Below are 21,482 nucleotides of genomic sequence, written 5' to 3'. Positions count from 1 at the left end.
TGTTCACTGTTACAACATCGTATTATTGAGGAAATCATGCATCCGTTCTTAAATCATATTCAATTGGGCTACTACGGCGTTCTTCCTTTTTTAGCTTGTGTATTCTGGCCTTTGTTACTTGGCTCTTCCGTACCCGCAATTGAAGCATTTACCTTATACAGCATGGGAATTTTGGCATTTATGGCGGGCACCTTATGGCGTGCCGGTGAGCAATCTTATACCCATGCCGTCATGGCGGTACTCGTTGTGGTTCCCTTCCCATTACTGGTACTAGCCTCTGCAACCAGCACATTAGTATATCTTGCGATTTGTTTTCCCATCGTCTTGTTGTTCGAACGTGGCATGCCAGCTTGGCAGCAGTACCATAAGGATTATCACAAAATGCGCTACATTTTGACGTCTGTCGTATTTGTATGTCATTTATTTATGATTGCACAAAGTATTGAGCTAACTAGAGTTTAAATACTCTGCTAACCTGTAAGAGACAAATTGCAAAGCCTAGATGTAGGCAAGATGTGGATAAACAATGGCGCAAAAAATAATTATTACACTGATTTGGGTGTTAGGTGCCACCTTGTTGCTTTGGGCTTTTTCACAACCAAGTGTGGATATTAGCGCGGTTGAAGAAATACTGTGGTTTTGCTTGTCAGCATCGACCATTACTCTCGTTGCACAGCAACTAAACAGTAAACCACTGGTTTTTGGTTGGTCTTTTTATTGTCTCGGGCTGCTACTTGATATCTTCGACAACTTTGTCGGTCATACCATCATTCCCGTTTTAGTCTTAGATACCTCATTAAAAAGCATCGGCTTTGTGCTTGTTTGCTACGGCATGTTGCGGCTACTTTCTTCCAAAAAGGTCACCATTGCTAAACTCAACTTAGAAATAGCAAGCCGTAAACAGCTCGAAGAAAAACTCCGCCATGAAGCCTATCATGATCCGCTCACGCAACTGGGTAATCGCAAAGCCTGTTTTACTCAGTTTTCTACTTTAAGCGAACAGTATCAATGGCTTTACTATTTTGATTTGGATAACTTTAAACAAGCTAATGATACTTATGGGCATCATATCGGTGATGAGGTGCTTAAAAAGTTTGCCCTGACCCTCATTGAGCAGTTTGATAAGGAATGCGTATTTCGACTTGGGGGTGATGAGTTTGTCGCCTTTAGTAATCTTAGCCCAGATGAATGCAAAGAGCTTAGAGCCCTTATCAACCCTGATTTACAACAATATCAAGTCGATGTAAGCATTGGTTTTGCTGCCACAGACAAATATCAAGAACCAGATAAAATCTTGCAAATGGCAGACAACAAAATGTACAAAGACAAATCTAGAACGTCTAGCCGCTCTCGTAGCGCTCAGGCAAAACCAACTTAACCTAAACCACGGTAAGATTTTCATTTTCAGCGATGTTATACTCGCCTCTGTTTTTATTATGATGTAGTTTTTATGATTATAGATCCAAAATGGCGTGTGCTCACGGTAGGAGACGGCGACTTAAGTTTTTCTCATGCACTACAAGCGCGCCTTAGCACGGGCCAACTCACCGCCAGCACCTATGACAACGAACAAACCATTCGTAATAAATATCAAGATCATGCGCTAGATTTAATCAGTGGAACCTGTAGCCAATATCTGAGTGAATTTGATGTCACAAGTATCAACAGCTGGCAACGTTTGGCACAACCACGCTTTGACTTAGTGATTTTTCAATTTCCATTACTTCCCGCATTTGCTGACCAACAGGCATTTGCACAGCAACAGTATTCAATCAATACGCTCAATCGTGGTTTGTTGCGTCAGTTCATTGATAACGCATACCGCTTTGCGTTAGACCCACAGGGGCCAATGCTGTGCTACATCACTTCAAAAGATGTCAAACCCTACTGTGAGTGGGACTTGGAAGGGTCATTATGTGTTAATAGCAAGATGAGCTATTTAGGTCAGCACCCTTTCGACATCACTCAGTTTCCAGGCTATAAAATCCGTAATGTAGACCGAGACAAGCATGTTAAAGATACCAGCGGCATAACCTATGTGTTTTCGACCAAGGCCAACCCAACATTACAAGAGCAACTCTATATTCCCCGTTATTTGCAAGACAACCATTGTAGTTTTTGTCGAGCTGGCCCCTTTCACAGCGAAGCAGATGCGCAAGCACATAAAAACTCTAAAAAACACCGCACCATGTTGACACATCAACAGCATTGGCAAGATTTTTTAGCCACCTACCATAGCTAATGCACACGGCGTGTACTGAAAAGTGCAAACGGCCATTTTTGTAAACCCGAACTAGAAACATTAGTAACTAGAAAATCGCAATAAAGTTATCTAATGTAAATGAAGGGATGCTTGGCCGTAAACCCACTGAATAATGTATACAAAAGCCTTGCTGCACCGGTGCAAGCCCTTTAGACTAGGCGTCTTGCAAAAAATGAGTGTGATAGAGAACCATCCTAAATGAAACTAACCAATCGAGACTTTTTGTTTGCTGTATTGTGTTTACTGATTGCAATGACAACCATTCAATCAGGCGCTTCGATTGCTAAACAATTATTTCCTTTTGTTGGCCCTGAGGGTACAACTGCCTATCGTTTGGGTTTCTCTGCACTCATTTTATGTCTCGTGTTTCGGCCTTGGCGCGTTATTCCCGCCAATAAAAAGCCCATCTTGATCTATGGCTTGTGTCTTGGCGGTATGAATATTACCTTTTACTACGCGATAGAGCGGATTCCACTGGGTATTGGTGTTGCATTAGAGTTCACAGGTCCCTTAGCGGTTGCTTTATTTGCCTCAAGGCGCAAACGAGATTATTTATGGGTTTTATTCGCTTTATTGGGGATCTTACTGCTACTACCGGATATGAGTAGTGCTGACGGATTAGATCCCATCGGAGTGCTACTAGCCCTTATTGCTGGAGCATGTTGGGCCGGCTATATTCTCTTTGGTAAAAAAACAGGCAACCAAGGCTCTGGTGGCGCAACTGTTGCTTTGGGCATGACAGTGGCAGCGATTGCTGTGGTGCCACTGGGCGTCGCATCGCAAGGAGCTGCGCTTCTAAATTGGGAGTTGATCCCTCTTGGGATCATGATAGGTTTGCTTTCGAGCGCACTTCCATACAGCTTGGAGATGGTTTCATTGCGTAACATGCCTGCTCAAGGTTTCAGTATCATGATGAGCTTAGAACCTGCCATTGCCGCCTTGGCAGGTCTTATCATTCTCGGTGAACTGCTTAGTATTTGGCAATGGCTGGCTATTTTGATGGTGATCACCGCATCGGTTGGCAGTTCTCTTTCGAGTAACAAAGCACACAGCTAAAAATTCAGCCCTCAAAATGTTGACCATATTTTAGTATCGCCAACTCGCTTAGATTATCAGTTAGGTCAAACGGGTAGTAATCAGGGTGGTAAGGCTGCTGTGGCACTCTCTGGTGAGTTTGCTCGCCCTTAACCAGTTGCAAGCCTTCATCATTGTGTATTTCGAAGCGCATGCTGAACACATCGTTGATATCTTCAAATTCGTCGTCCCAAATCAAGTACAGATATTGCTCTGTATCACTAAAATATACTTTGGGATCAAATTCATAGGGATACTCAACTACAAGTTCTACCAACGTATAATGTTTGTTTATATTTCCTTGCAAATCAATCAGATAAAAGCAATCACCAGAACTTGAAATGGCATTCCAGTGTGAGCGTATGACGATGAAACGCCCACTGTTAGACATAATAAACTCAGCAGGACTTTCCATACCTTCTATTGTGAACAAGTGCGCGGCTGTTTCTAAGTGCCACACATTAATGCCTATATCACCTAAACAGAGCGTAAATAACCATGGCTTGGTTGGATGCACCAGTGCACAGCGCAGCGCACTTGGTAACAATATGGGCGGGTACAAGTGCTGAGTGTGTTTATCAAAGACTTCTAACGACAGTTCGCTCAGGTTAAACTCAAAGCGTTCACTCGGTATCTGCTCCATTTATAATCATCGCCCTGTTATGTTTGGTTTGGCTAAACATAACAACAAACGGCCCCCTCAACAAGCGTGAGGATTGGTGGCCGTCACACAGTTACCCCGTGACGGCACATCCCTATTGTTTGGTAGGTTGCATTTTTGCAAGTGCGCTTACCAACGCTTGGGCTTGTGGTACTTCAATATCAGGTTTAATACCTACCTGCTCCCAATTTCCAAGTGTTGTTGGGTTAACCGGGCGCATAAGTGGCAACCTCAAAACCAGCCAATCATTGATTTGTCTAACCCCTGTGGCATGTGCCAGCCCTGCTGTTTGCTCGCCAACAACTTGAGCCCTACCTAAATGTTTCAATGTATAGGTAAAAAACTCTGCGGCACTGATCACATTACGACTTGTTAGGATAGTAATTGGCATAGATTGTAAGCGTGCTTGGGCCACAACGGCATAGCTTTCAACGCTATAGCTAAAGCCATCTCTTGAGAAGATATCCCAAAGATGTGTCTTATCTTTGACAAAATGACTGATCAAATGCCTCACAAGCTCCATCGACCCACCACCACACTCTCTTAAATCAATCACCAAGTGTGAGGTATGACTTAAAAAGTTAAGTGCGTAAGTTGCGACTTCCATGGCGCGCTCGTCTGGGTGTAGTTTGTTGAACTTTAAATATCCAACATTGCCACTTAATACCTTGGCCTGCTCAAACGCGAAGTTATTGTTACGCTTTTCATCTGACTCTTGCAAAATATGCGTAACCACTTTGTCTGTGCGCATTGGCACAAGGCCAAGGTGGCCATCATTGCTCAAGTCACGTAGCTGTTGGTCTATCTCAGCAATAAACTGCTGACGGGTTTCAATATGGTCGAAGCGACCTTGCTCCGTTAACTCAAGCAATGCTGAGGCAACCTGATTTGCGACCTTGGGCAACACATAGCCTTGCTCGATTTGATTGCTGATCAGCTGAAGCGTTTCAAGGCGTTGCTCTGCGCTTATCGGTACTTCAACACTTGTTTCTGCGTTGCTAAATAGACACATTACCAAGCAAATAGCGCCCAGCAGGTGGTTAAACGGGTTGGTTTGTTTATTCATGATTTTCCTTTAATTTGTATTTAGTTCAAAAGTTAAATTACAAATTAAAGAGTCAATGAATGGCTGGTGTGTCTTTTGAGTATGTTGTTATCACGCCACAGTGAAAACCGCAGCTTGGCGAGTGATTGATTACGACAATACCAAGGAATTAAAGATAAAAATAATGCAGCTAGATACGGTATACAACTGACGCATAACAAAGCAAAAACAAACAACAAAATTGCGGGTGGCATACTTTGCTTTGCATGCAAAAATTGCTGTGCCTGACTCAAAGCTCTAGGTTGAGCTTGGCTTGTGTCATCCATTTTTACAAAGGCAGTTACTGTGCTTCCCTGCCCTTGGGCCGTTATTTTCGGCTCACCACTCTCGACGCCATTTGGTGCAAGCAGCCAACCACACATTAACAGTGCTGACGCAATCGCCAACACTGTGAATGAGTTTTGAATTAGCTGCTTGATATTCATTAATTACTCACGCTGCTTAGTCGCTTTGTGTACTTTGTGAAACAGCATTGTCACTGTGTTGCTGTTCACCGTCATTACTGCCTTCTACCGTGGCCTCTGAGAAAAGATAGCTGTCTAACCATTGCTCTTGCTCCCAAAGTACATGCAAAATACTTTCACGTGCGCGATAACCGTGCCCTTCATTGGGCAACATTACCAAACGCGCTTGTTTACCTAACCCTTTGAGCGCCGCATACATACGCTCTGACTGCATAGGAAAGGTGCCAGAATTAGGATCTTTATCACCGTGGATCATCAACATAGGTTCGTTAATTTTCTCTGCATGAAAAAACGGCGACATACTGGCATATACATCTTGTGCTTCCCAAAAGTCACGTTCCTCACCTTGAAAACCAAACGGTGTGAGGCTGCGATTGTATGCTCCACTACGAGCAATACCCGCGACAAACAAATCAGAATGTGCAAGGAGGTTTGCCACCATGAAGGCACCATAAGAATGACCGGCAATAGCAATTTTATCTTTATCAGCCACGCCTTTGTCCACCAGCGTATCTACTGCTGCTTTGGCACTGGCGACTAGCTGCTTTCTAAAACTATCATTAGGTAGCGCTTCCCCCTCACCCACGATAGGCATTTTAGGGTCATCAAAAACGGCGATACCCTTGGCTAAATAAGGCATCGGGCCCCAGTAACCAAAATATGGAAATTCATAAGGTGATTCACGCACCTGTGAAGCCACACTCTTGTCTTTGTATTCCAGTGGGTAAGCCCACATTAACACAGGCAGTGGCCCTTGTGTGACATCATAGTTAGCGGGCAAATAAAGGTTACCAGTTAACTCAACGCCATCATCTCGGGTGTATTTTACTTGCTCTTTAGTAACACCATTGAACTCAGGATACGGATGTTCGTAGCGAGTCATTTGCGTTAAGGTATCAAAGTTTAAATCCCGAATGAAAAAGTTAGGCTGCTCTGTTTTTGACTCTCTAACGGTGACAAATCGCATTCCTTCATCATCCAGTAGACCTTTTACGCGTTCATAATATGGTGCTTGCGATTGCCAGATACGCGTAGCGCTATTCGTTTTTACATCATAGCGGTCCAAGAAAGGTTGATTACCCGACTTTGATGCGCCATCACCATGTAAAAATAGATAACGCCCACCAATGAGCTTTAACACCTTCGAGCCTAGATCGCTGCGCGTATACACAAACTGACCAGGATCTTTATAAGCATCATTATAACTACGCTCAGAGAATACTACGCGGTTTTGATCGGCTGCTCTTGGTGCGATTACCGAGGTGCGTACACTGCGGTCGCTAAAACGCCATTCACTGAGTAACGCGACCTCATCGTCTGCCCATTCGATAGCATAAAAACGACGCTCAACTTTGGCCAGCAGCTCTGGCTCACGTTTAAACGGTGCGCTGATTGTGTATAGATAGTCATGATGGGGGACATCTTGTTTCATATTACCGCCATCTTGTGCCTCGGCCCATACCACAGTTGCCCCTTGGTCGGCTCGCCACTGAAACTCCCGAGGACCTGTGCGCACACTATCAAAACCCTTGGGAATATTCTCTGCTAAAGGCTGTCTGGCAAGCTCATACAAAGGATAACCTGTCATGCCCCAAACTTGCCAAACGCTGGCAAAGCGCTGGTAAGGCACCTGATAAGAAAATGGCTCGTCGATCATGCCCACTATCAGACTGGTGGAATCCGGTGATGCTGAAAACGATTTTACCAAGGTAGGTTTACCAATGCCCCTAACGGGTCCATTCAATGGCACTTTTGCCAACTGTCCTTGGGCGTAAAATTTAAATTGCGCCTCATCGAATGGTGTTTTCAAAAGGTTTTGATAAGTTCTAGCAGGGGCCTTTTCGCCACTGCTTTGCTGGACGATAGGTACTATAGACTGCGCTTTTGGCTTAAGCGTTGGTTGACCATGGTTAACCGCAAAATTAACCACAATTGCAGACCCATCTGGTAGCCAATAATACGGCGTTGCTGTAACCACGCCATTGAGCGTTGACTCACTAAGCTGACGCGCCTCTCGCTCTTTAATGTCATAGACCCACAAAGTGGCACTGGCGTCTTGCTCAACAATAAAACTTAGATAGCGACTATCAGACGACCACTGAGGCGAGCGTAATACTGCATCCGCTGGGATCCCCTGAGGGCGTATCACTGAGCCTGTATCAACATGCTTGAATTCTAATGATAAGTAAGTGCGACGAGAGTCTCGCATAAAAGTTTTTGGATTAAACTTAATGCCCGCCAATGCCTTTTCTGATAGCGTGAGTTCGTCCAATGTCAGAACCCGTTTTCGTTCTAACAGTGCCAACCATTTACCGTCGTGGCTCAAAAAACTGCTGGGCAGCAGTTTTGCATCCACTAATTTTGCCAACGCGGGGGAAGGTACTTGGTACCCTTGTTGCTGTGCAAAGGCACCTGAAATTGGTGCCATTACAAAAATCACTAAGCCAATAAGCAAACGCTTCATGTTATTTTCGTCCTACCCGATCCATATAACCGAGCATCATATACTTAATTATTTAAAAATTCAGCTATATCAGTCAATATTCGCTGAAGCTTACGCTTTTGTGACACATCGATTTAAGCTAAAATCACCATCACTTCTCTACTTCAATACTGCCCGCAGGCTTTATGAGCAACCATGACACACACTAAAAAGTCCGAAAAAGTAACTATTTGGGACGTTGCCGCTGCAGCAGGGGTGTCAAAATCCACCGTGTCCTTAGTACTTACACAAAGTGACAAAGTCAGCGATAAAAGTAAACAGCGCGTGCTTGGCGCGATTGAACAGCTCGGCTATATATACAACCGAGAGGCCGCAGCCCTTCGCAGTAAACGCTCAAATTTAGTTGCATTAGTTATCAATGACCTTACAGACCCTTACGCCGCGCAGTTAGCAGTTGAGCTGGAATCCCATATTTATGCGCTCGGCTTGGTGCCGATGCTAGTAAGCACCAATGAAAGCCTTGAAAGACAACAGCAAATCGTCAATCGTTTTAAAGAATATAACGTATGTGCTTTTATTATGTGCCCCGCGCCAAATACCGATAGAAAGTGGCAAGAGCAGCTGATTGATACAGGGTTTCCAGTGGTCAACATCATGCGCGAAGTCGACTATTGTAGTGCGCCTTGCATTTTACCGGACAATAAAAAAGGGGCACATCTGGCAACCTGTCATTTGTTGGAGCAAGGGCTTAGCGAACTAGCATTTATAGGCTCTACAGCAACGACTTCTGAACATCGCGAGCGCTTGGCTGGATTTAACTCAGCGCTGCGTGCGCACAACATCACTCATCCAGTTCCCGTAATCGCAGCCCCGGCAAACCGTCAAGGCGGGTACGATGCTTTTGAGCAGCTTATGCAAAACGCACCCGATACCAAAGCTGTTGTGTGTTTTTCCGATGTAGTAGCATATGGCGCAATATATGCCATGCGCCAGCGAGGCCTTGCGCCCGGTAAAGATATAAAAATCGTCGGGTTTGGCGATTTAGAGGATTCACGCCTCATGCAACCACCCTTGTCGTCTGTACGTATTGATAGCCATGAAATAGCTAAACGCACAGGTCAGGCCCTTTCGGAATTATTGGAGCAATCACAACCTGCAGTGCGTACTTTGGTTGATGTGTCACTCCAACTAAGAGAATCATCTTTGTGAGTAAACAAGTTTTAATCATAGGCTACGTTTGGCCTGAACCTAATTCGTCAGCTGCGGGCAGCCACATGATGTCCCTGCTACGCTTTTTTAAAGCCCAGCAATGGCAAGTAGAATTCGCAAGCCCTGCGCAAGTTACCGAACACATGGTGGATTTAGTACAAGAAGGTATCACTAGAAGGAGCATCGCTCTCAACTGTAGTAGCTTTGATGAATACATTAAGACTTTACAGCCTGATATCGTCATGTTTGACCGTTTTATGATGGAAGAGCAATTTGGCTGGCGAGTTGATAAATACGCGCCGAACGCACTAAAAATACTCGACACCGAAGATCTACAATGTTTACGAAACGCCCGCCACGAAGCGCATAAAGCACAGCGGCAATTAACCACCAATGACTTGCATTCTGAGCTGGCTAAACGAGAAATGGCCGCAATTCTACGTTGTGATCTCAGTCTCATTATCTCAAGCTTTGAAATGACGTTGCTGGCAGATACCTTTAAAATAGACAGTGCGCTGCTCCATTATTTACCTTTTATGGTTGATCTAAAAGCACGACCAAAACACACGCCAGAATTTGAACAACGCCAACACTTTATGACCATCGGCAATTTCCGTCATGCACCAAATTGGGATGCTGTATTGTATTTACAGCAAATATGGCCACTTATTCGTAAACAGCTACCAAACGTTGAATTGCATATTTACGGCTCTTACCCGCCACCGAAAGCTACCGCACTACACAACCCAAAAACGGGGTTTCTTATCAAAGGCTGGGCCGACGATGCTTTAGAGGTAATGAAAAATAGCCGAATTTGCCTTGCACCACTTAGGTTTGGGGCTGGCATAAAAGGAAAGCTGCTTGAAGCGATGATCACCCAAACTCCGAGTATTACCACTGCAATCGGCGCAGAAGGTATGCACTTGGACTTACCGTGGCCCGGCGCGATAGCCGATGATATGCAGCAATTTGCAGATAAAGCAGTCAAACTTTATAGCGATAAAAAGACTTATCAGCGCGCACAAAGTCACGCCAATGAGATCCTAGACCGCGTATACCTAAAAGAGCAACTAGAGAAGTTATTAATAAATAAAATCAATGATATAACTAAAAACTTAACGCAACATAGACAAGCCAACTTTACAGGGCAAATGCTCAAGCATCATACCATGCGCAGCACGCAATATATGGCACAATGGATTGAAGCAAAAAATGTCAATAAAAATCGTTAAATAGCCTAGACTTTGCAATGAAAGCGATTAGAATGCGCAGCAATTCCAATCGCTACATTTATCACCAAATAACACTTTTGTCTGATAGGTGTATTATCAATCTTTTATTTTAGGTTTCACGCAGTTGAATACAGCTAGCTTTACCCAAAAACGTAAGTTTATTGTTAAACTTGGTAAAATGTTGCACAAATACGGTACACCCGCATACCGACTTGAAGCACACCTCATGGAAGTGGCAACGCACTTGGGTTTAAAATCATCATTTGTGATGTCTCCTACATCCGTAACATTCGTTATCTGGACGGAGGGCCATGAAGAAGAATACACTCATGTCGCACGCGTAGACCCAGGTGATCATGACCTAGGATCACTAGCAGACACGGATGATGTGGTAAGTAAGGTCCTTACAGGCCAGCTAACCATTGAGCAAGCCGATGCTGATTTGGATACAATCAGCAAACAAAAAGCGCCATATAGTAAGCTGATGACAGGTTTTGCGTTTTCTGTATCGGGTGCTGCCTTTGCCATGTTAATGGGTACGAGTTGGAATGATGTGCTTTGGTCCGGCGTGTTCTCGATTCTAGTTTTCATGTTCATACTTTGGTCTGGCCGTTCAAAGCGTGTTACACACATGCTAGAGCCTCTGGTTGCCATTGTAGCGGCCGTCGGCGCGTGTGCGGTCAGTAGTTATGTTGACCCCAGTATTAATATCCGATTGGTAATATTGTCAGCCATTATCGTGTTTATTCCAGGTTTGGCATTAGCATTAGCATTTGCGGAGCTTTCATCGCGTCACTTAGTATCAGGCACGGCAAGGGTTATGGACTCGCTCATGTTGTTGTTCAAACTCTATTTCGGTGCATTTTTAGGCATTAGCATTGGGTTTGCTTTATTTGGTACTACCGATTTTGTACAACCCGATCCATTACCAAAATGGACCGCGTGGTTGGCTATCTTGCTACTTTGTACAAGCTTGATAGTCATTTTCAGAACCAAACTCAAACACGCTAGCTGGTCAATTGCATCTGGGTTTATCGCCTACGCAGTCAGTATTAGTGCCGCGCTCTACTTTGATTATTCAATTGGGGCATTCCTTGGCGCATTTGCAGTAGGCGTATTCAGTAATCTGTTTAACCGTATTGTCAATGCCCCCGCATCAATTGTTGCCATGCAAGGTTTGATTGTACTGGTCCCCGGCTCTAAAACCTACATTGGCCTGAACTCGCTGATTGAAGGGCAAAGTTTTATTCATGCCGACCATATTGGCCAACAGACATTTTTGATTTTTATGTCTTTGGTGGCGGGTTTGATCTTTGCGAACGTGGCACTACCGCCCAAAAAAGCCTTATGAGAAAGGGACGCACTGGCGTCCCTTTATTTTGCCCTTTGATAATTGAGTGCCCGCTCAATACGCTCCCCAACCTGTGGGTGCGTTGATAAATACTTTGACCACGCATCTTGTTCGGTGCTTCTATCGCTAGACATCAGTTTAAGTGCGGTGGCAAAATCTGCGGCTTTGTAACCATGTGCCTCAAGATTGTGTAGTGCATAGTCATCAGCTTGGCTTTCCATATCTTGTGAAAACTGCTGTTGCATGATGACACTGCCCACCCCGAGCGTTAGCTCCGCAACCCCTTGTAAGTCACCAAATACCACAGCAAGCGCAATGGTAGAGGCAACCGACTGGGCCGCAATTCTCATACTATGCTGATGTTCAACATGGCCAATTTCATGCAGTAGTACCGCTCGAAGTGCCTCAGGATGCTTTGCTAGTTTAGCAACTAGCTCATCCGTCACCACGATCTGTCCATGAGGGAGCGCAAAAGCATTTGCACCAAAAAAATCGGAGCGGTAGAAACCTAAACGGTACTTTTCTTTGTCCAACTTTAATTGGTTTAATGAATCTTGCCAAAGCGCATTTATTTTATCCTGCTGTGTGGGATCGACTTCTGTCGGCTCCAGCGCCATTTTTTCTATTAATAGCATGGACTGCCGGCCAGTCGCTTCAACCACACTGTTTGGCAATAAGGTCACCGCACTGGCTGCCATACTAGGGACGACCACGAAGAAAACCAAATATAACAGCAATGGACACAAAAAAATGGCTGACAATACAAGCCCTTTGTGTCTCTCACAACGCTCAAGGAGTCCAACACCTGAGAGACTTGTAAGACGAAAACTCACATCATCAGGCAAAAATCGGCTGCCATCTGGTAACGTGATATCTTGGGCTTGCCCCGCTATGGCCACGCCTAGGAGAATGTCTTGCAAGGGCACAGACAGCTCAAGATCATCATCTTTGACAACACGAATTTGCCCGTTGCTATTGTGCAAGATGCAATTTACGCTAGCGTTACTGCCAGCGCTATAGAGTTTACCCGTAACCTTTTGCATATTATGTCAAAGAGATATCAACATCGAATACATTCGCAGCTTCTTCGGCAAACGAAGACTGTTGTGCTTGTTGCATGTTGATAACCTCATCGGCGTCTGGATTAAGGTGTACAACAGTCGCTGCCGCCAACATTTTGGCTTTACGCACTTTAGCCCAAGGAAACGCTAAGCCCAGTGAACACACAATCGCTAACGTATTGGTGACATTAAGTAGCACGTAGTCAATTGGTGCAAGGTTTGATTCAAACTCAGCAACGCCTTCAAACGTGCTATTTTCAAAGATGTGATTTCGCACCATTGCCTTATAAGCAGAAGCAACAATTATAACCACTAAGAATTGCATAAATAATATCCCAACCCCAATCAACTGTGAGGTCTCTAACAAATTATCAGAAATGCCTATAACGAATGCCGCAATACCTGCCAAAATACCCAGCCCAACAGCCATACAGAAACATACAAAAGCAATTAAGTAATACTCTTTTGTAGAAAGGTGTGTAGTTAGCTTTTTGTCACCATAATAAATATTGTTGTGTATATAGGCATCAATACGCTTAAGGGCCCAAGGCAACAACAAATACAAAGTGAAAACGCTCAAAATAGGTAATAATACAAAATTGATAAGCGTGTCCTTGTATTGCCCTTTAAATGAAAATTGAACATTGCGATAGCGTGTCATTCGTAAACTAAAACGCAGGCCCTGATTGATTACCCAAGGTAATGCTATACACCAAGCCACTAACAGCACAATACCAACCAATGGAAAGTAACTACTCGATACTACATAAAGTGCAAAGCAAGCCAGAGCCAACAACCTGCCTTTCAAAATTTGTTGCGGTGTCGCCAAATAATCAAACCTGTGACCATCAATTTGCGTATGACCAAAAAAGTATTGCTTGTTTCTTACCGTTGCCCACGCAGAATAAATACCCAAGGTAGCAATGGTAAACAAAATATTAACCAACCAAATACTAAAGTAACTGCGTGCATCGCCAGTAAAGCGCACTTCGCGCGTGTGTGTTGAAGAACCTGTGGTTTCAACCACCTCTTTTGACTCTAAGTCCATTTAAAACTCCAAATAAAAAAACCAACAGTACCCTAATTGGTACAAGGGCGAAATTATAATCATAAGGTAATAAAAGGTACATATGAATTATCTCTAAGATGGCAACAAAAAAGCCAGTGTTCGCTCACTGGCTTTGTTTTACTTATGTGACCAACCCACTAGGGTAAGCACTTAGATTCCATTGCAACATTAAACTTGGCAGCAAATGCCTGCAAGTTTGCCATCTTTTCTCGTTCACTATCACTTTTCACAACATCATTTGATGTGGATAATAACCAAGTCTGACATCCGTCTTTTAGTAGCAAAGGTTTGCGAGCCATACCTATTTTGGGATAGAAATAACCTCGCCTATTCAGTGCAATAAAACCAAAGCTTTGTTGAGCTTCATGTGCTTCAAGCACCTGCTCTAGTGAGTGCGTCATAAACCATTGCATACTTCTATCAGCATTCACAAGCAGTAACTCATTTTTTTTGTCTGGTGTATCACTGACACTTTGACACCCAAACAAGCCACTCAACAACAATGCCATATACAAACTACGCATACTTAGCACTCCATTTAACACGTCGCAACAGCAGACCTAAGCTTAGAGCATATAGCCAATACCCAAAGCTACCACTACCACCATCATCTACATTGCTCACAGGTGGAGGGGTCCGTACATTTACAGTAACCGTAGCCTGAGCAGATGCACCATTACCATCACTCACCGAGTAGATAATTTGCTCTTGACCGGTAAAGCTGCTTGCTGATTGATACATAATATTGCTACCAGACACCGTCGCAGTACCCGTACCTTCGTACAGTAGCTCTACTAACGTTAAAGTATCACCATCAATATCGGTATCATTGGCAAGCACGGCGATAGTTGTTTGCACACCTTGGGTTGCTGTCACAGAATCATTATTCGCCACTGGCAAGTCATTGACCGCTGTTACGGTTATTTGTGTGGTAAAATTGGTACTCGCACCTTCCTTATCACTGATGGTAATAGGCACTTCTAGTGTGCCATTAAAATCAGCTTCAGGCGTAACTACATTTGCATTAAAGCTGTATTGTTCCCCTGCAAGTATTGCCAGCGTAAACTCAGTACTGTCTACATCTACCACCTCAAACTGCGATACCCCCAAGGTAATGGTTTCGTCTTCATTCATTGTTAGCGCCACCTGCGTGAGTACTTCTGGCGCATCGTTAACAGGTGTGACTTGTATCTTGGCAGGATAACTTGTCGTAGTTGTACCATCAGTCAGGGTAATATTTACGGTCAGCTCACCGTTAAAGTTTGCAGCAGGCATTATGGTGTTTTCTGAGAAGGTATAATCACTTCCTGCGATAACACTCAACACTAATTGAGACCCCACTTGTTGGTTCACAACACTAAATTGTGATGCCTGTAAGGTAACACTGGTATCTTCCGCAGTAGAAATGGTTTGCTGAGATGTGACCGCCAGACTGTTAGCTAAATTAAATTCTTGAGATAAGGCATAAAAAGCGCTGGAAGCACATTTAACCATCACTCGCGCTTTATTATTTTGGCTACCAATCAAAGTGACCTGTTGCTGACCATCATTAGCCGTGCCCGATAATAGCAACTGAATTTGTGATGCATCACTGTTGGTTTGCATGATATCTACATTAGCGCACGAAATTGGCGCTTGATCGGTTCCAGCGACATTCCAGCTCACGGTAATTTGGTTGTTTTCACTCACAGAGCTGTTCTCATCTGGTGAGGTGATCACAAAAGGACCCGCCGCAGAAACTGTTGTTACGCTTGCGGTATCAAAACTCACTCCCCCATTGCCATCACGAACAACCAATCTAAATGTCATGGTTCTATCAGTCGTAGGATAGCCGTCGCCTTTAGTAACTTGCCCTGAAATGACATCCGCTAACAAAGGAAAATATCTTGTCGCAGATGTGCTCGGTAAATATGGTCGGAACATCGGCCCTTCACCATTATCTTTCAAATCTGCACTGCTTGACGTCGCTGAGCCTAAATCCAACTGCTCCCAAGAGTAGCTCAGTGTGTCATCACTATTGGCATCCGTTGCTGCACCTGTCAGCATAAAAGGCGTATTAATAGGGATCACATGATCTTCTTTGGCATCAGCCACAGGCGCTTTATTGCCATCATCCTGTAACGAACCACAACTAGCGCCAGAACCTAGCGTGAGATGCGTATGCATCTCATCAATACTGTGAGAATGAAACATTGCAATGGAGTTTGACGCTAGGTTTTCAGACGCACAAATGCCTGCATAAGCCATAATGGTGATACCACTACCAGGTTCGTATGCTGCGCCGCTTACCCGAGTTGTACACGACCCATCCGATCCATTATAAGTATGATTAGCGCCAAACTGATGGCCTAATTCATGGGCAACATAGTCTACATCAAATGCATCGCCCTCAGGTGTGCCAATACCAGTCATTCCCATCGCTTTACCACCTTCTTCACAGATGACACCCAATGCAGCCAAGCCGGCACCGGATGTTGCCATAAGATGGCCAACATCGTAATTACTTGTGCCGATAATGGTATCTATCTGATTTTGTACTTCCGTGAGGGTATCGCCTAACTCTCCGTTATCGTACGGATCGTTTTCAGTAAAAATTAGCTCGTCATTGTTTGCTACGAGTTCAAGTCTCACTGCAATATCTGTTTGGTATATTTGATTGACTCGGTTAACGGTTGTCACGATGCCATTTAGCGCTTGGGCCTTACTACCAAAATAACTGGTATATTCATCACTGGTGGTCACAGCTAAGCGATAGGTTACTACTTCAACGGTGCCACCATTACCGATGAGTGGTCCTCTTTGCTGACGAGCATTTAATGAACTATTGCGCTGCGTAAGCTCTACAACTTCATCGTGCCAAGGCATGTCTCTTTTGCCTTTTTCATACACTTTAAAATTACCGAAACTTGGGTCTATATACAGTGTACGCGCTTTAGTTTGATAGAAGGCATAAAAGCCATTTGGCCCAATATCAAAACGACCGGTATTGTGCGTGGCTCCCTTTTGATGGCCAGAAAAGCTACGGATCATCGGGTATTTTTGCGCAAGTGCAGGAGCCATAATAGGATCATAACGTATGACGTATTCAATTAGCCCACCCTGGCCGTCGGGCAGAGAAATGGTCATGCTAGCCCCGCTGTCAGCAAGTGACATTAAGTCACCCTCCACTTTTTGGTAATTCGCGCTATAGTGCTGCGCTATAGCTGATGTAGATTCACCTTTAGCGTGTGCTTGTGTGGTGTGCCACTGCCAGTTGTTCGCATAGCTGGTGATTGAAAAGAAAAAGAAACATAACAAAAGCAAAGAACGGTTCATATGCATCTCCGCATAATGGATATTAAAGCACAGTATAGACTTGGCTTATTAATTTGCGCATATTTGACGTTCAATGCAATGTTATAAAACGCGCCACTGAAAGTGCTCAGGCCTGGTTGTAAAGTACTTGCAAGCGACTGGTGACACCGTTTGTCCAACCAAACCCCTGCTGCACTTGGTACTCTCCTCCCCCAGCCGTTTTTTGCATTTCGCAGACATTATATTTTTCCAACAGGCAGTGGCGAATCGCAAAGTCCTGCTCCAGCATATTGAGCCAACGCAAAGCAATCTTTTGTGCCAACTCGAATTGGCCGTAATCCCTTAGCCCCTTTATAGCAAACCAATGCAGAGGTGCCCATCCGTTGGGGCTGTCCCACTGCTGAGAAGTGTTACTTAAACAACTGACCAAACCACCTTGACGTAAGAAATCGCTACTTAGTTTTACGCCTATCAAATGTGCTTGCTGTGGGCTCACGATACCGCCATACAGTGGCACACAGCCCGCTAAACTCAAAACATCAGAACGTTTATTGATAAGTAAGTCAAAGTCACAGAACCAGTTGTGTTCCTCGCTCCAAAGTAATTGCTGTATTGCTGTTTTGCGCAATTTAGCACGCTGTGAGTATGTATCTGCTTGCGCTTTGTCATTGAGCATGGTTAAACACTCAACCAGCGTATCTTCCAGCAAATAAAGTAGCGTATTTAAGTCGACCGGTACTCGATTGGTGGTGTTTATGCTAAGCAAGCTCGTTGGGTCGTCCAGCCATCGAGCACTGAAGTCCCAACCTGACTCACACGCGGCACGAATATTACGGAAGAATGATTCACGCTGCGACAGAGGCAATTGGTTGGCATCAAAAATATCCTCTGCATAAGACTCAGGTCTAGGTTCAGGTTTGTCATCCCAGTAGCGATTGAGCTGCATCCCATTAAATAGTTTAACTACTCGGCGATGCGCACTGTTGTTCTCCAGTTGTGCTTCTCCTTGATGCCAAAAATCATGCTCCTGACGCATCGCATCAACCATGCGCTCAAGCCACTTAGTATCTGACTTTTTATACGGCAATAAAAGTTTTATCATCAACGCCAATACTGGCGGCTGAGAACGACTGGTATAATAAATTCGATTGCCGTTAGGCACACAGCCGTATCGTGCGATCAGACTCACAAAGTTCTCAACCATCGCCTCTATGAGCGAAATATTACCGCTATCTTCCAATCCAAGCGCAGTGAAGTAACTGTCCCAGTAGTAGATTTCGTTGAATCGGCCACCGGGCACCACATAATCATGCTCAAGCGCTAGCAGAGAGTTGTTGGTACTATAAAAGGCTTTTCGCTGTAACTTTGGCCACAACTTTTGAATGTAATCAGCAACAGACTTTACATCGCTAAGCGCTTGTAATTCAGGCTGTTCGGCAAAGGTGAAATGCGCTTCTACAAAGCACTTTAACGCCTCATAACTCATTGGTAAATCATGTTGTTCATATGCTTGTTGTGCACTGGCCCAGCTTGTTTTAGGAATGGCGTCGGCAAACACCTTGCTATCAGCAAAAATACCACTTAGCTGCACATCTTTAAACAAGGTGCAATATTCGAATTTCATGAAAACCTCTTAGGCAGCAATAGGATGCGCTGGTGTACTGCGCTGTTTAAACAGAAACACTGAAACTATCAGTAAACATAGTGGCAGCAATGCACTGTAAAATGCGTGTTGTCCACTAAAATGCTGGAAAATATAACCCGTTAGAATAGAGCCTGTGGTCCCTCCTAGTGCTGAGAAAATAACGATCATCCCAGTCATCGAGGCATGTTGATGTTTCTCTAAACTGCTTAGGATCACTGAGTTTAATACCGGATAGATAGGTGCCATCAATAACCCAATCATCGGCATTAAATATGCAGCTAAAGGTGCATCAAATATTGAGCTGACTGTTTGCTGTGAAACCCCTTGGGTCAAAGGTAAGGTTAATAAAATAAGTCCCCCCATTGCCACTAAGCATATGTTGAGCAAAATATACCAATGAAGGTGTTTCAAAATCTGCCCTGCCAGCAAACGCCCTACCGCTAAGCTCGCCGCAAAAATGCTGGTCAACTGCACACTCACATCCACAGGTAAGTGTAAAATTTCATTGTTGAACGTGGGCAGCCACGTGCCAACTCCTTGCTCTATCAGAACATATAAAAATGCCGAAATAATAAAAACCAACACCAAAGGCTGAAAGCTCAGCTTTAACATTTCAGCAAACTCGCTGGTGATACTACTGCCACTGGGCAGCGCCTGTTTTGCAATAGGTGCCAAACTAATGGTTAACACGCACACTAAACTCAATAAAGCGAGAATGTAATACACACTAAGCCAGTCCAATGAGTTGCTATCCGGCGTAATGAAAAAACTAAAAATCCAATAACCACTGAGCACCCCAACCATAAAAATACCTTCTATGGTATTGAGGAGCGCGGAGTGAGAAGACGGCGAATCACTCAACTGCCCAACTAAGGCGTAGACGCTAATCTTCACCACCGCAAAAGCACAGCCAACAACAGCAAATAGTATTTTAAAGGCGTAAAATTGACCGATTTGTGGCGTGACTAAACAGATCAGCATCACCGCGGCCAAAGCTATTAACAACGCCAGTTTATAGCCAAAACGCGGGATCATGGAGGCGACCAGAAACGACATGATGGCAATCGAAAGATCTTTGAAACCTTCTAGGCTTGCTGCCTGTGTTTTGCTAACCGCGAAGCTATTTATCGATTGTAAGATTACCGTTCCTACGCTGTTGAGTAACACCGCGAATAGAAAGTAGCAGGCCATCATAGCCAGTATGATACGTGCTCTTGATGCATTGGTTAGAATAGTTGGTGCATCTGTCATAAGCTGAACTCATTAGTATTGAATGAATTAAAGTCTAGCCTCGCAAAATTTAATTTGCAATCGTTTGCAAATTAAATTCCATCGATTAGTCGTATCTTATATATTTACTAGCTTGATTGACGACACAGTAACTCTATATCAATTTCTTGTGAATCAACCACTTCATTATTTAACTGTGCCAACAGCTTGGTGACCAACATTTTCGCGGCAAGTTGCGTGTTTTGCCTAACGGTAGACAACGATGGGTGGCTTACATCTGCCATACCAATATCATCAAACCCAACCAAACGAACATCATTCGGTACGCTGACATATCGCTCTTTTAACGCTTTGAGCGCCCCTAGTGCGACCATGTCACTACAGGCAAAAATGCCATCAAACGTTAACCCTTCACTTCTAAGTAATTGATTAATCGCTTCATATGCAGCTTGACTGGTAATATCAATTTTAACTGTTTGTTGCTGACAGGCCTCGCTTGCACCATCAATCGCTGCTTTAAATCCACGATAACGTTCACCGATTTCAGCATGTCCCGGATCGCCCAAAAACAATAACTTTGATGCGCCTCTGGCTATCAAATGTGCGGTTGCCTGCAAACCACCTAAGTAGTTGTCACTTCCCACAATGGGATAATTGCTCGGCGTTTTAGGGTCGCCCCATACAACCAGCGGCGCGCCTAAATTAGCAGCTTGTTCGATACGGTTTTGTTGCTTACCTTGGCCCACAACAATCAGGCCATCGGCTCGTCGACCATCAATAAAGTAGCCATACCAGTCGTCACCTGCCATATAAGAGTTTGATAGTAGAAGTTCATACCCCTGACGGTTAACAGCTTGATTTATATCGCTAACTACTTTTAACAAGAAGGGGTCGTCGATAGACTGTTCGGTATTGGCTTCTAGATTTATCACCACAGCAATCACTTTAGTTTTCTGCAGTCTTAGACGGCTTGCCGCAGTATTAAGCGTGAAGTTGTGCTGTTTGGCGAGCTGCTGCACATGATCACGCGTAGCTTGTTTGATCACCGGATTATTGTTCAGTGCACGTGAAGCCGTTGAGGTTGACACCCCAGCAAGTTTTGCCAAATCCACCAACTTTAATTTTTTCTGCTCCACTACAACCTCTTAGACTTAGATCTCACCGTTTCACTAACTTATTGAGAAGATAGCATATTACTGAACAATTTCGCGCAATCAACTGCCATTATAGCGCAAATGTACAATGGTTATTAGCCACAATAAAACAGGGTATGTGCAAAAAGTTGCATTAAAGTTATTGCAAACGTTTGCAATAACCTCTATTTTAATTTCAGCGCCACCTAAAAACTCCCCACTGCTGGGTTACAAACTTAGTCTTTAGC

General features: G+C 44.1%; 18 protein-coding genes. 7 read left to right on the top strand and 11 right to left on the bottom strand.

Annotated features, from left to right (window positions below; all coding sequences use genetic code 11):
* The first annotated feature begins 36 nt into the window (after positions 1-36).
* The 4 genes from BET10_RS20175 to BET10_RS20160 all read left to right on the top strand — a co-directional run bounded on the left by BET10_RS20175 (position 37) and on the right by BET10_RS20160 (position 3,319).
* The gene (locus tag BET10_RS20175) at positions 37-462 is read left to right on the top strand and encodes a DUF3429 domain-containing protein (RefSeq protein WP_070987763.1); all 426 of its coding nucleotides are present in this window, start codon (positions 37-39) and stop codon (positions 460-462) included.
* A gap of 64 nt (positions 463-526) precedes the next feature.
* Positions 527-1,378 (top strand): GGDEF domain-containing protein, encoded by an 852-nt coding sequence (locus tag BET10_RS20170; protein ID WP_083330629.1) that lies wholly within the window; start codon positions 527-529, stop codon positions 1,376-1,378.
* A 72-nt stretch (positions 1,379-1,450) separates the two neighbouring features.
* Complete coding sequence (locus tag BET10_RS20165) at positions 1,451-2,242, top strand: Rossmann-like fold-containing protein (RefSeq protein ID WP_070987761.1); 792 nt, start codon at positions 1,451-1,453, stop codon at positions 2,240-2,242.
* Between the two features lie 219 nt (positions 2,243-2,461).
* Positions 2,462-3,319, top strand: a complete 858-nt coding sequence (locus BET10_RS20160) for an EamA family transporter (protein ID WP_070987759.1) — start codon at positions 2,462-2,464, stop codon at positions 3,317-3,319.
* Between the two features lie 4 nt (positions 3,320-3,323).
* On the opposite strand, the gene BET10_RS20155 is transcribed toward BET10_RS20160, so the two are convergent.
* The 4 genes from BET10_RS20155 to BET10_RS20140 all read right to left on the bottom strand — a co-directional run bounded on the left by BET10_RS20155 (position 3,324) and on the right by BET10_RS20140 (position 8,031).
* Positions 3,324-3,980 carry a hypothetical protein gene (locus BET10_RS20155; protein WP_070987757.1) on the bottom strand — a complete coding sequence of 219 codons (657 nt, stop codon included), beginning with the start codon at positions 3,978-3,980 and terminating at the stop codon, positions 3,324-3,326.
* A 112-nt stretch (positions 3,981-4,092) separates the two neighbouring features.
* Positions 4,093-5,064, bottom strand: coding sequence for a S41 family peptidase (locus tag BET10_RS20150; RefSeq protein ID WP_070987755.1), 972 nt, complete (start codon positions 5,062-5,064; stop codon positions 4,093-4,095).
* Positions 5,065-5,108: 44 nt separating this feature from the next.
* Entirely contained in the window at positions 5,109-5,528 is a 420-nt protein-coding gene (locus tag BET10_RS20145) for a hypothetical protein (RefSeq protein WP_070987753.1), read from the bottom strand.
* Between the two features lie 16 nt (positions 5,529-5,544).
* Complete coding sequence (locus BET10_RS20140) at positions 5,545-8,031, bottom strand: S9 family peptidase (RefSeq protein ID WP_070987751.1); 2,487 nt, start codon at positions 8,029-8,031, stop codon at positions 5,545-5,547.
* Positions 8,032-8,205: 174 nt separating this feature from the next.
* Here BET10_RS20140 and BET10_RS20135 point away from each other — a divergent pair, with 174 nt between their 5' ends.
* The 3 genes from BET10_RS20135 (at position 8,206) to BET10_RS20125 (ending at position 11,802) form a co-directional block, all read left to right on the top strand.
* A complete protein-coding gene (locus BET10_RS20135; RefSeq protein WP_070987749.1) occupies positions 8,206-9,219 on the top strand; it encodes a LacI family DNA-binding transcriptional regulator in 1,014 nt (337 codons plus the stop codon).
* Complete coding sequence (locus BET10_RS20130) at positions 9,216-10,451, top strand: glycosyltransferase (protein ID WP_070987747.1); 1,236 nt, start codon at positions 9,216-9,218, stop codon at positions 10,449-10,451. Before BET10_RS20135 ends, BET10_RS20130 begins: the two co-directional genes overlap by 4 nt.
* A gap of 124 nt (positions 10,452-10,575) precedes the next feature.
* Positions 10,576-11,802 carry a threonine/serine exporter family protein gene (locus tag BET10_RS20125; RefSeq protein WP_083330628.1) on the top strand — a complete coding sequence of 409 codons (1,227 nt, stop codon included), beginning with the start codon at positions 10,576-10,578 and terminating at the stop codon, positions 11,800-11,802.
* A 23-nt stretch (positions 11,803-11,825) separates the two neighbouring features.
* On the opposite strand, the gene BET10_RS20120 is transcribed toward BET10_RS20125, so the two are convergent.
* From BET10_RS20120 to BET10_RS20090, 7 genes are all read right to left on the bottom strand, one after another.
* Complete coding sequence (locus tag BET10_RS20120) at positions 11,826-12,845, bottom strand: M48 family metallopeptidase (RefSeq protein ID WP_205987559.1); 1,020 nt, start codon at positions 12,843-12,845, stop codon at positions 11,826-11,828.
* Position 12,846: 1 nt separating this feature from the next.
* Complete coding sequence (locus BET10_RS20115) at positions 12,847-13,911, bottom strand: YjgN family protein (protein ID WP_070987745.1); 1,065 nt, start codon at positions 13,909-13,911, stop codon at positions 12,847-12,849.
* 158 nt (positions 13,912-14,069) lie between these two features.
* Complete coding sequence (locus BET10_RS20110; protein ID WP_070987743.1) at positions 14,070-14,456, bottom strand: hypothetical protein; 387 nt, start codon at positions 14,454-14,456, stop codon at positions 14,070-14,072.
* Positions 14,449-17,247: a reprolysin-like metallopeptidase gene (locus tag BET10_RS20105; RefSeq protein ID WP_070987740.1), complete on the bottom strand. Its 2,799-nt coding sequence runs from the start codon at positions 17,245-17,247 to the stop codon at positions 14,449-14,451. The genes BET10_RS20110 and BET10_RS20105 overlap by 8 nt, the downstream gene beginning before the upstream one ends.
* Positions 17,248-17,353: 106 nt before the next feature.
* Positions 17,354-18,850, bottom strand: coding sequence for a trehalase family glycosidase (locus BET10_RS20100; RefSeq protein WP_070987738.1), 1,497 nt, complete (start codon positions 18,848-18,850; stop codon positions 17,354-17,356).
* A 9-nt stretch (positions 18,851-18,859) separates the two neighbouring features.
* Positions 18,860-20,122, bottom strand: a complete 1,263-nt coding sequence (locus tag BET10_RS20095; RefSeq protein WP_070987736.1) for an MFS transporter — start codon at positions 20,120-20,122, stop codon at positions 18,860-18,862.
* A gap of 107 nt (positions 20,123-20,229) precedes the next feature.
* Positions 20,230-21,237: a LacI family DNA-binding transcriptional regulator gene (locus tag BET10_RS20090; RefSeq protein ID WP_070987734.1), complete on the bottom strand. Its 1,008-nt coding sequence runs from the start codon at positions 21,235-21,237 to the stop codon at positions 20,230-20,232.
* Positions 21,238-21,482: the final 245 nt, after the last annotated feature.

The organism is Pseudoalteromonas amylolytica (assembly GCF_001854605.1).
Classification (GTDB): Bacteria; Pseudomonadota; Gammaproteobacteria; order Enterobacterales; family Alteromonadaceae; genus Pseudoalteromonas; species Pseudoalteromonas amylolytica.
Note: the sequence above shows the minus strand (reverse complement) of the source record. Positions and strands in the feature narration are given on the sequence as shown.

Bases quoted from the DNA above. Each gene is read 5' to 3' on its own strand.
- BET10_RS20155 (WP_070987757.1), bottom strand. From the start codon at position 3,980: ATGGAGCAGATACCGAGTGAACGCTTTGAGTTTAACCTGAGCGAACTG.
- BET10_RS20160 (WP_070987759.1), top strand. From the start codon at position 2,462: ATGAAACTAACCAATCGAGACTTTTTGTTTGCTGTATTGTGTTTACTG.
- BET10_RS20105 (WP_070987740.1), bottom strand. From the start codon at position 17,247: ATGAACCGTTCTTTGCTTTTGTTATGTTTCTTTTTCTTTTCAATCACC.
- BET10_RS20150 (WP_070987755.1), bottom strand. From the start codon at position 5,064: ATGAATAAACAAACCAACCCGTTTAACCACCTGCTGGGCGCTATTTGC.
- BET10_RS20100 (WP_070987738.1), bottom strand. From the start codon at position 18,850: ATGAAATTCGAATATTGCACCTTGTTTAAAGATGTGCAGCTAAGTGGT.
- BET10_RS20170 (WP_083330629.1), top strand. From the start codon at position 527: ATGGCGCAAAAAATAATTATTACACTGATTTGGGTGTTAGGTGCCACC.
- BET10_RS20115 (WP_070987745.1), bottom strand. From the start codon at position 13,911: ATGGACTTAGAGTCAAAAGAGGTGGTTGAAACCACAGGTTCTTCAACA.
- BET10_RS20110 (WP_070987743.1), bottom strand. From the start codon at position 14,456: ATGCGTAGTTTGTATATGGCATTGTTGTTGAGTGGCTTGTTTGGGTGT.
- BET10_RS20145 (WP_070987753.1), bottom strand. From the start codon at position 5,528: ATGAATATCAAGCAGCTAATTCAAAACTCATTCACAGTGTTGGCGATT.
- BET10_RS20175 (WP_070987763.1), top strand. From the start codon at position 37: ATGCATCCGTTCTTAAATCATATTCAATTGGGCTACTACGGCGTTCTT.
- BET10_RS20135 (WP_070987749.1), top strand. From the start codon at position 8,206: ATGACACACACTAAAAAGTCCGAAAAAGTAACTATTTGGGACGTTGCC.
- BET10_RS20120 (WP_205987559.1), bottom strand. From the start codon at position 12,845: ATGCAAAAGGTTACGGGTAAACTCTATAGCGCTGGCAGTAACGCTAGC.
- BET10_RS20140 (WP_070987751.1), bottom strand. From the start codon at position 8,031: ATGAAGCGTTTGCTTATTGGCTTAGTGATTTTTGTAATGGCACCAATT.
- BET10_RS20095 (WP_070987736.1), bottom strand. From the start codon at position 20,122: ATGACAGATGCACCAACTATTCTAACCAATGCATCAAGAGCACGTATC.
- BET10_RS20165 (WP_070987761.1), top strand. From the start codon at position 1,451: ATGATTATAGATCCAAAATGGCGTGTGCTCACGGTAGGAGACGGCGAC.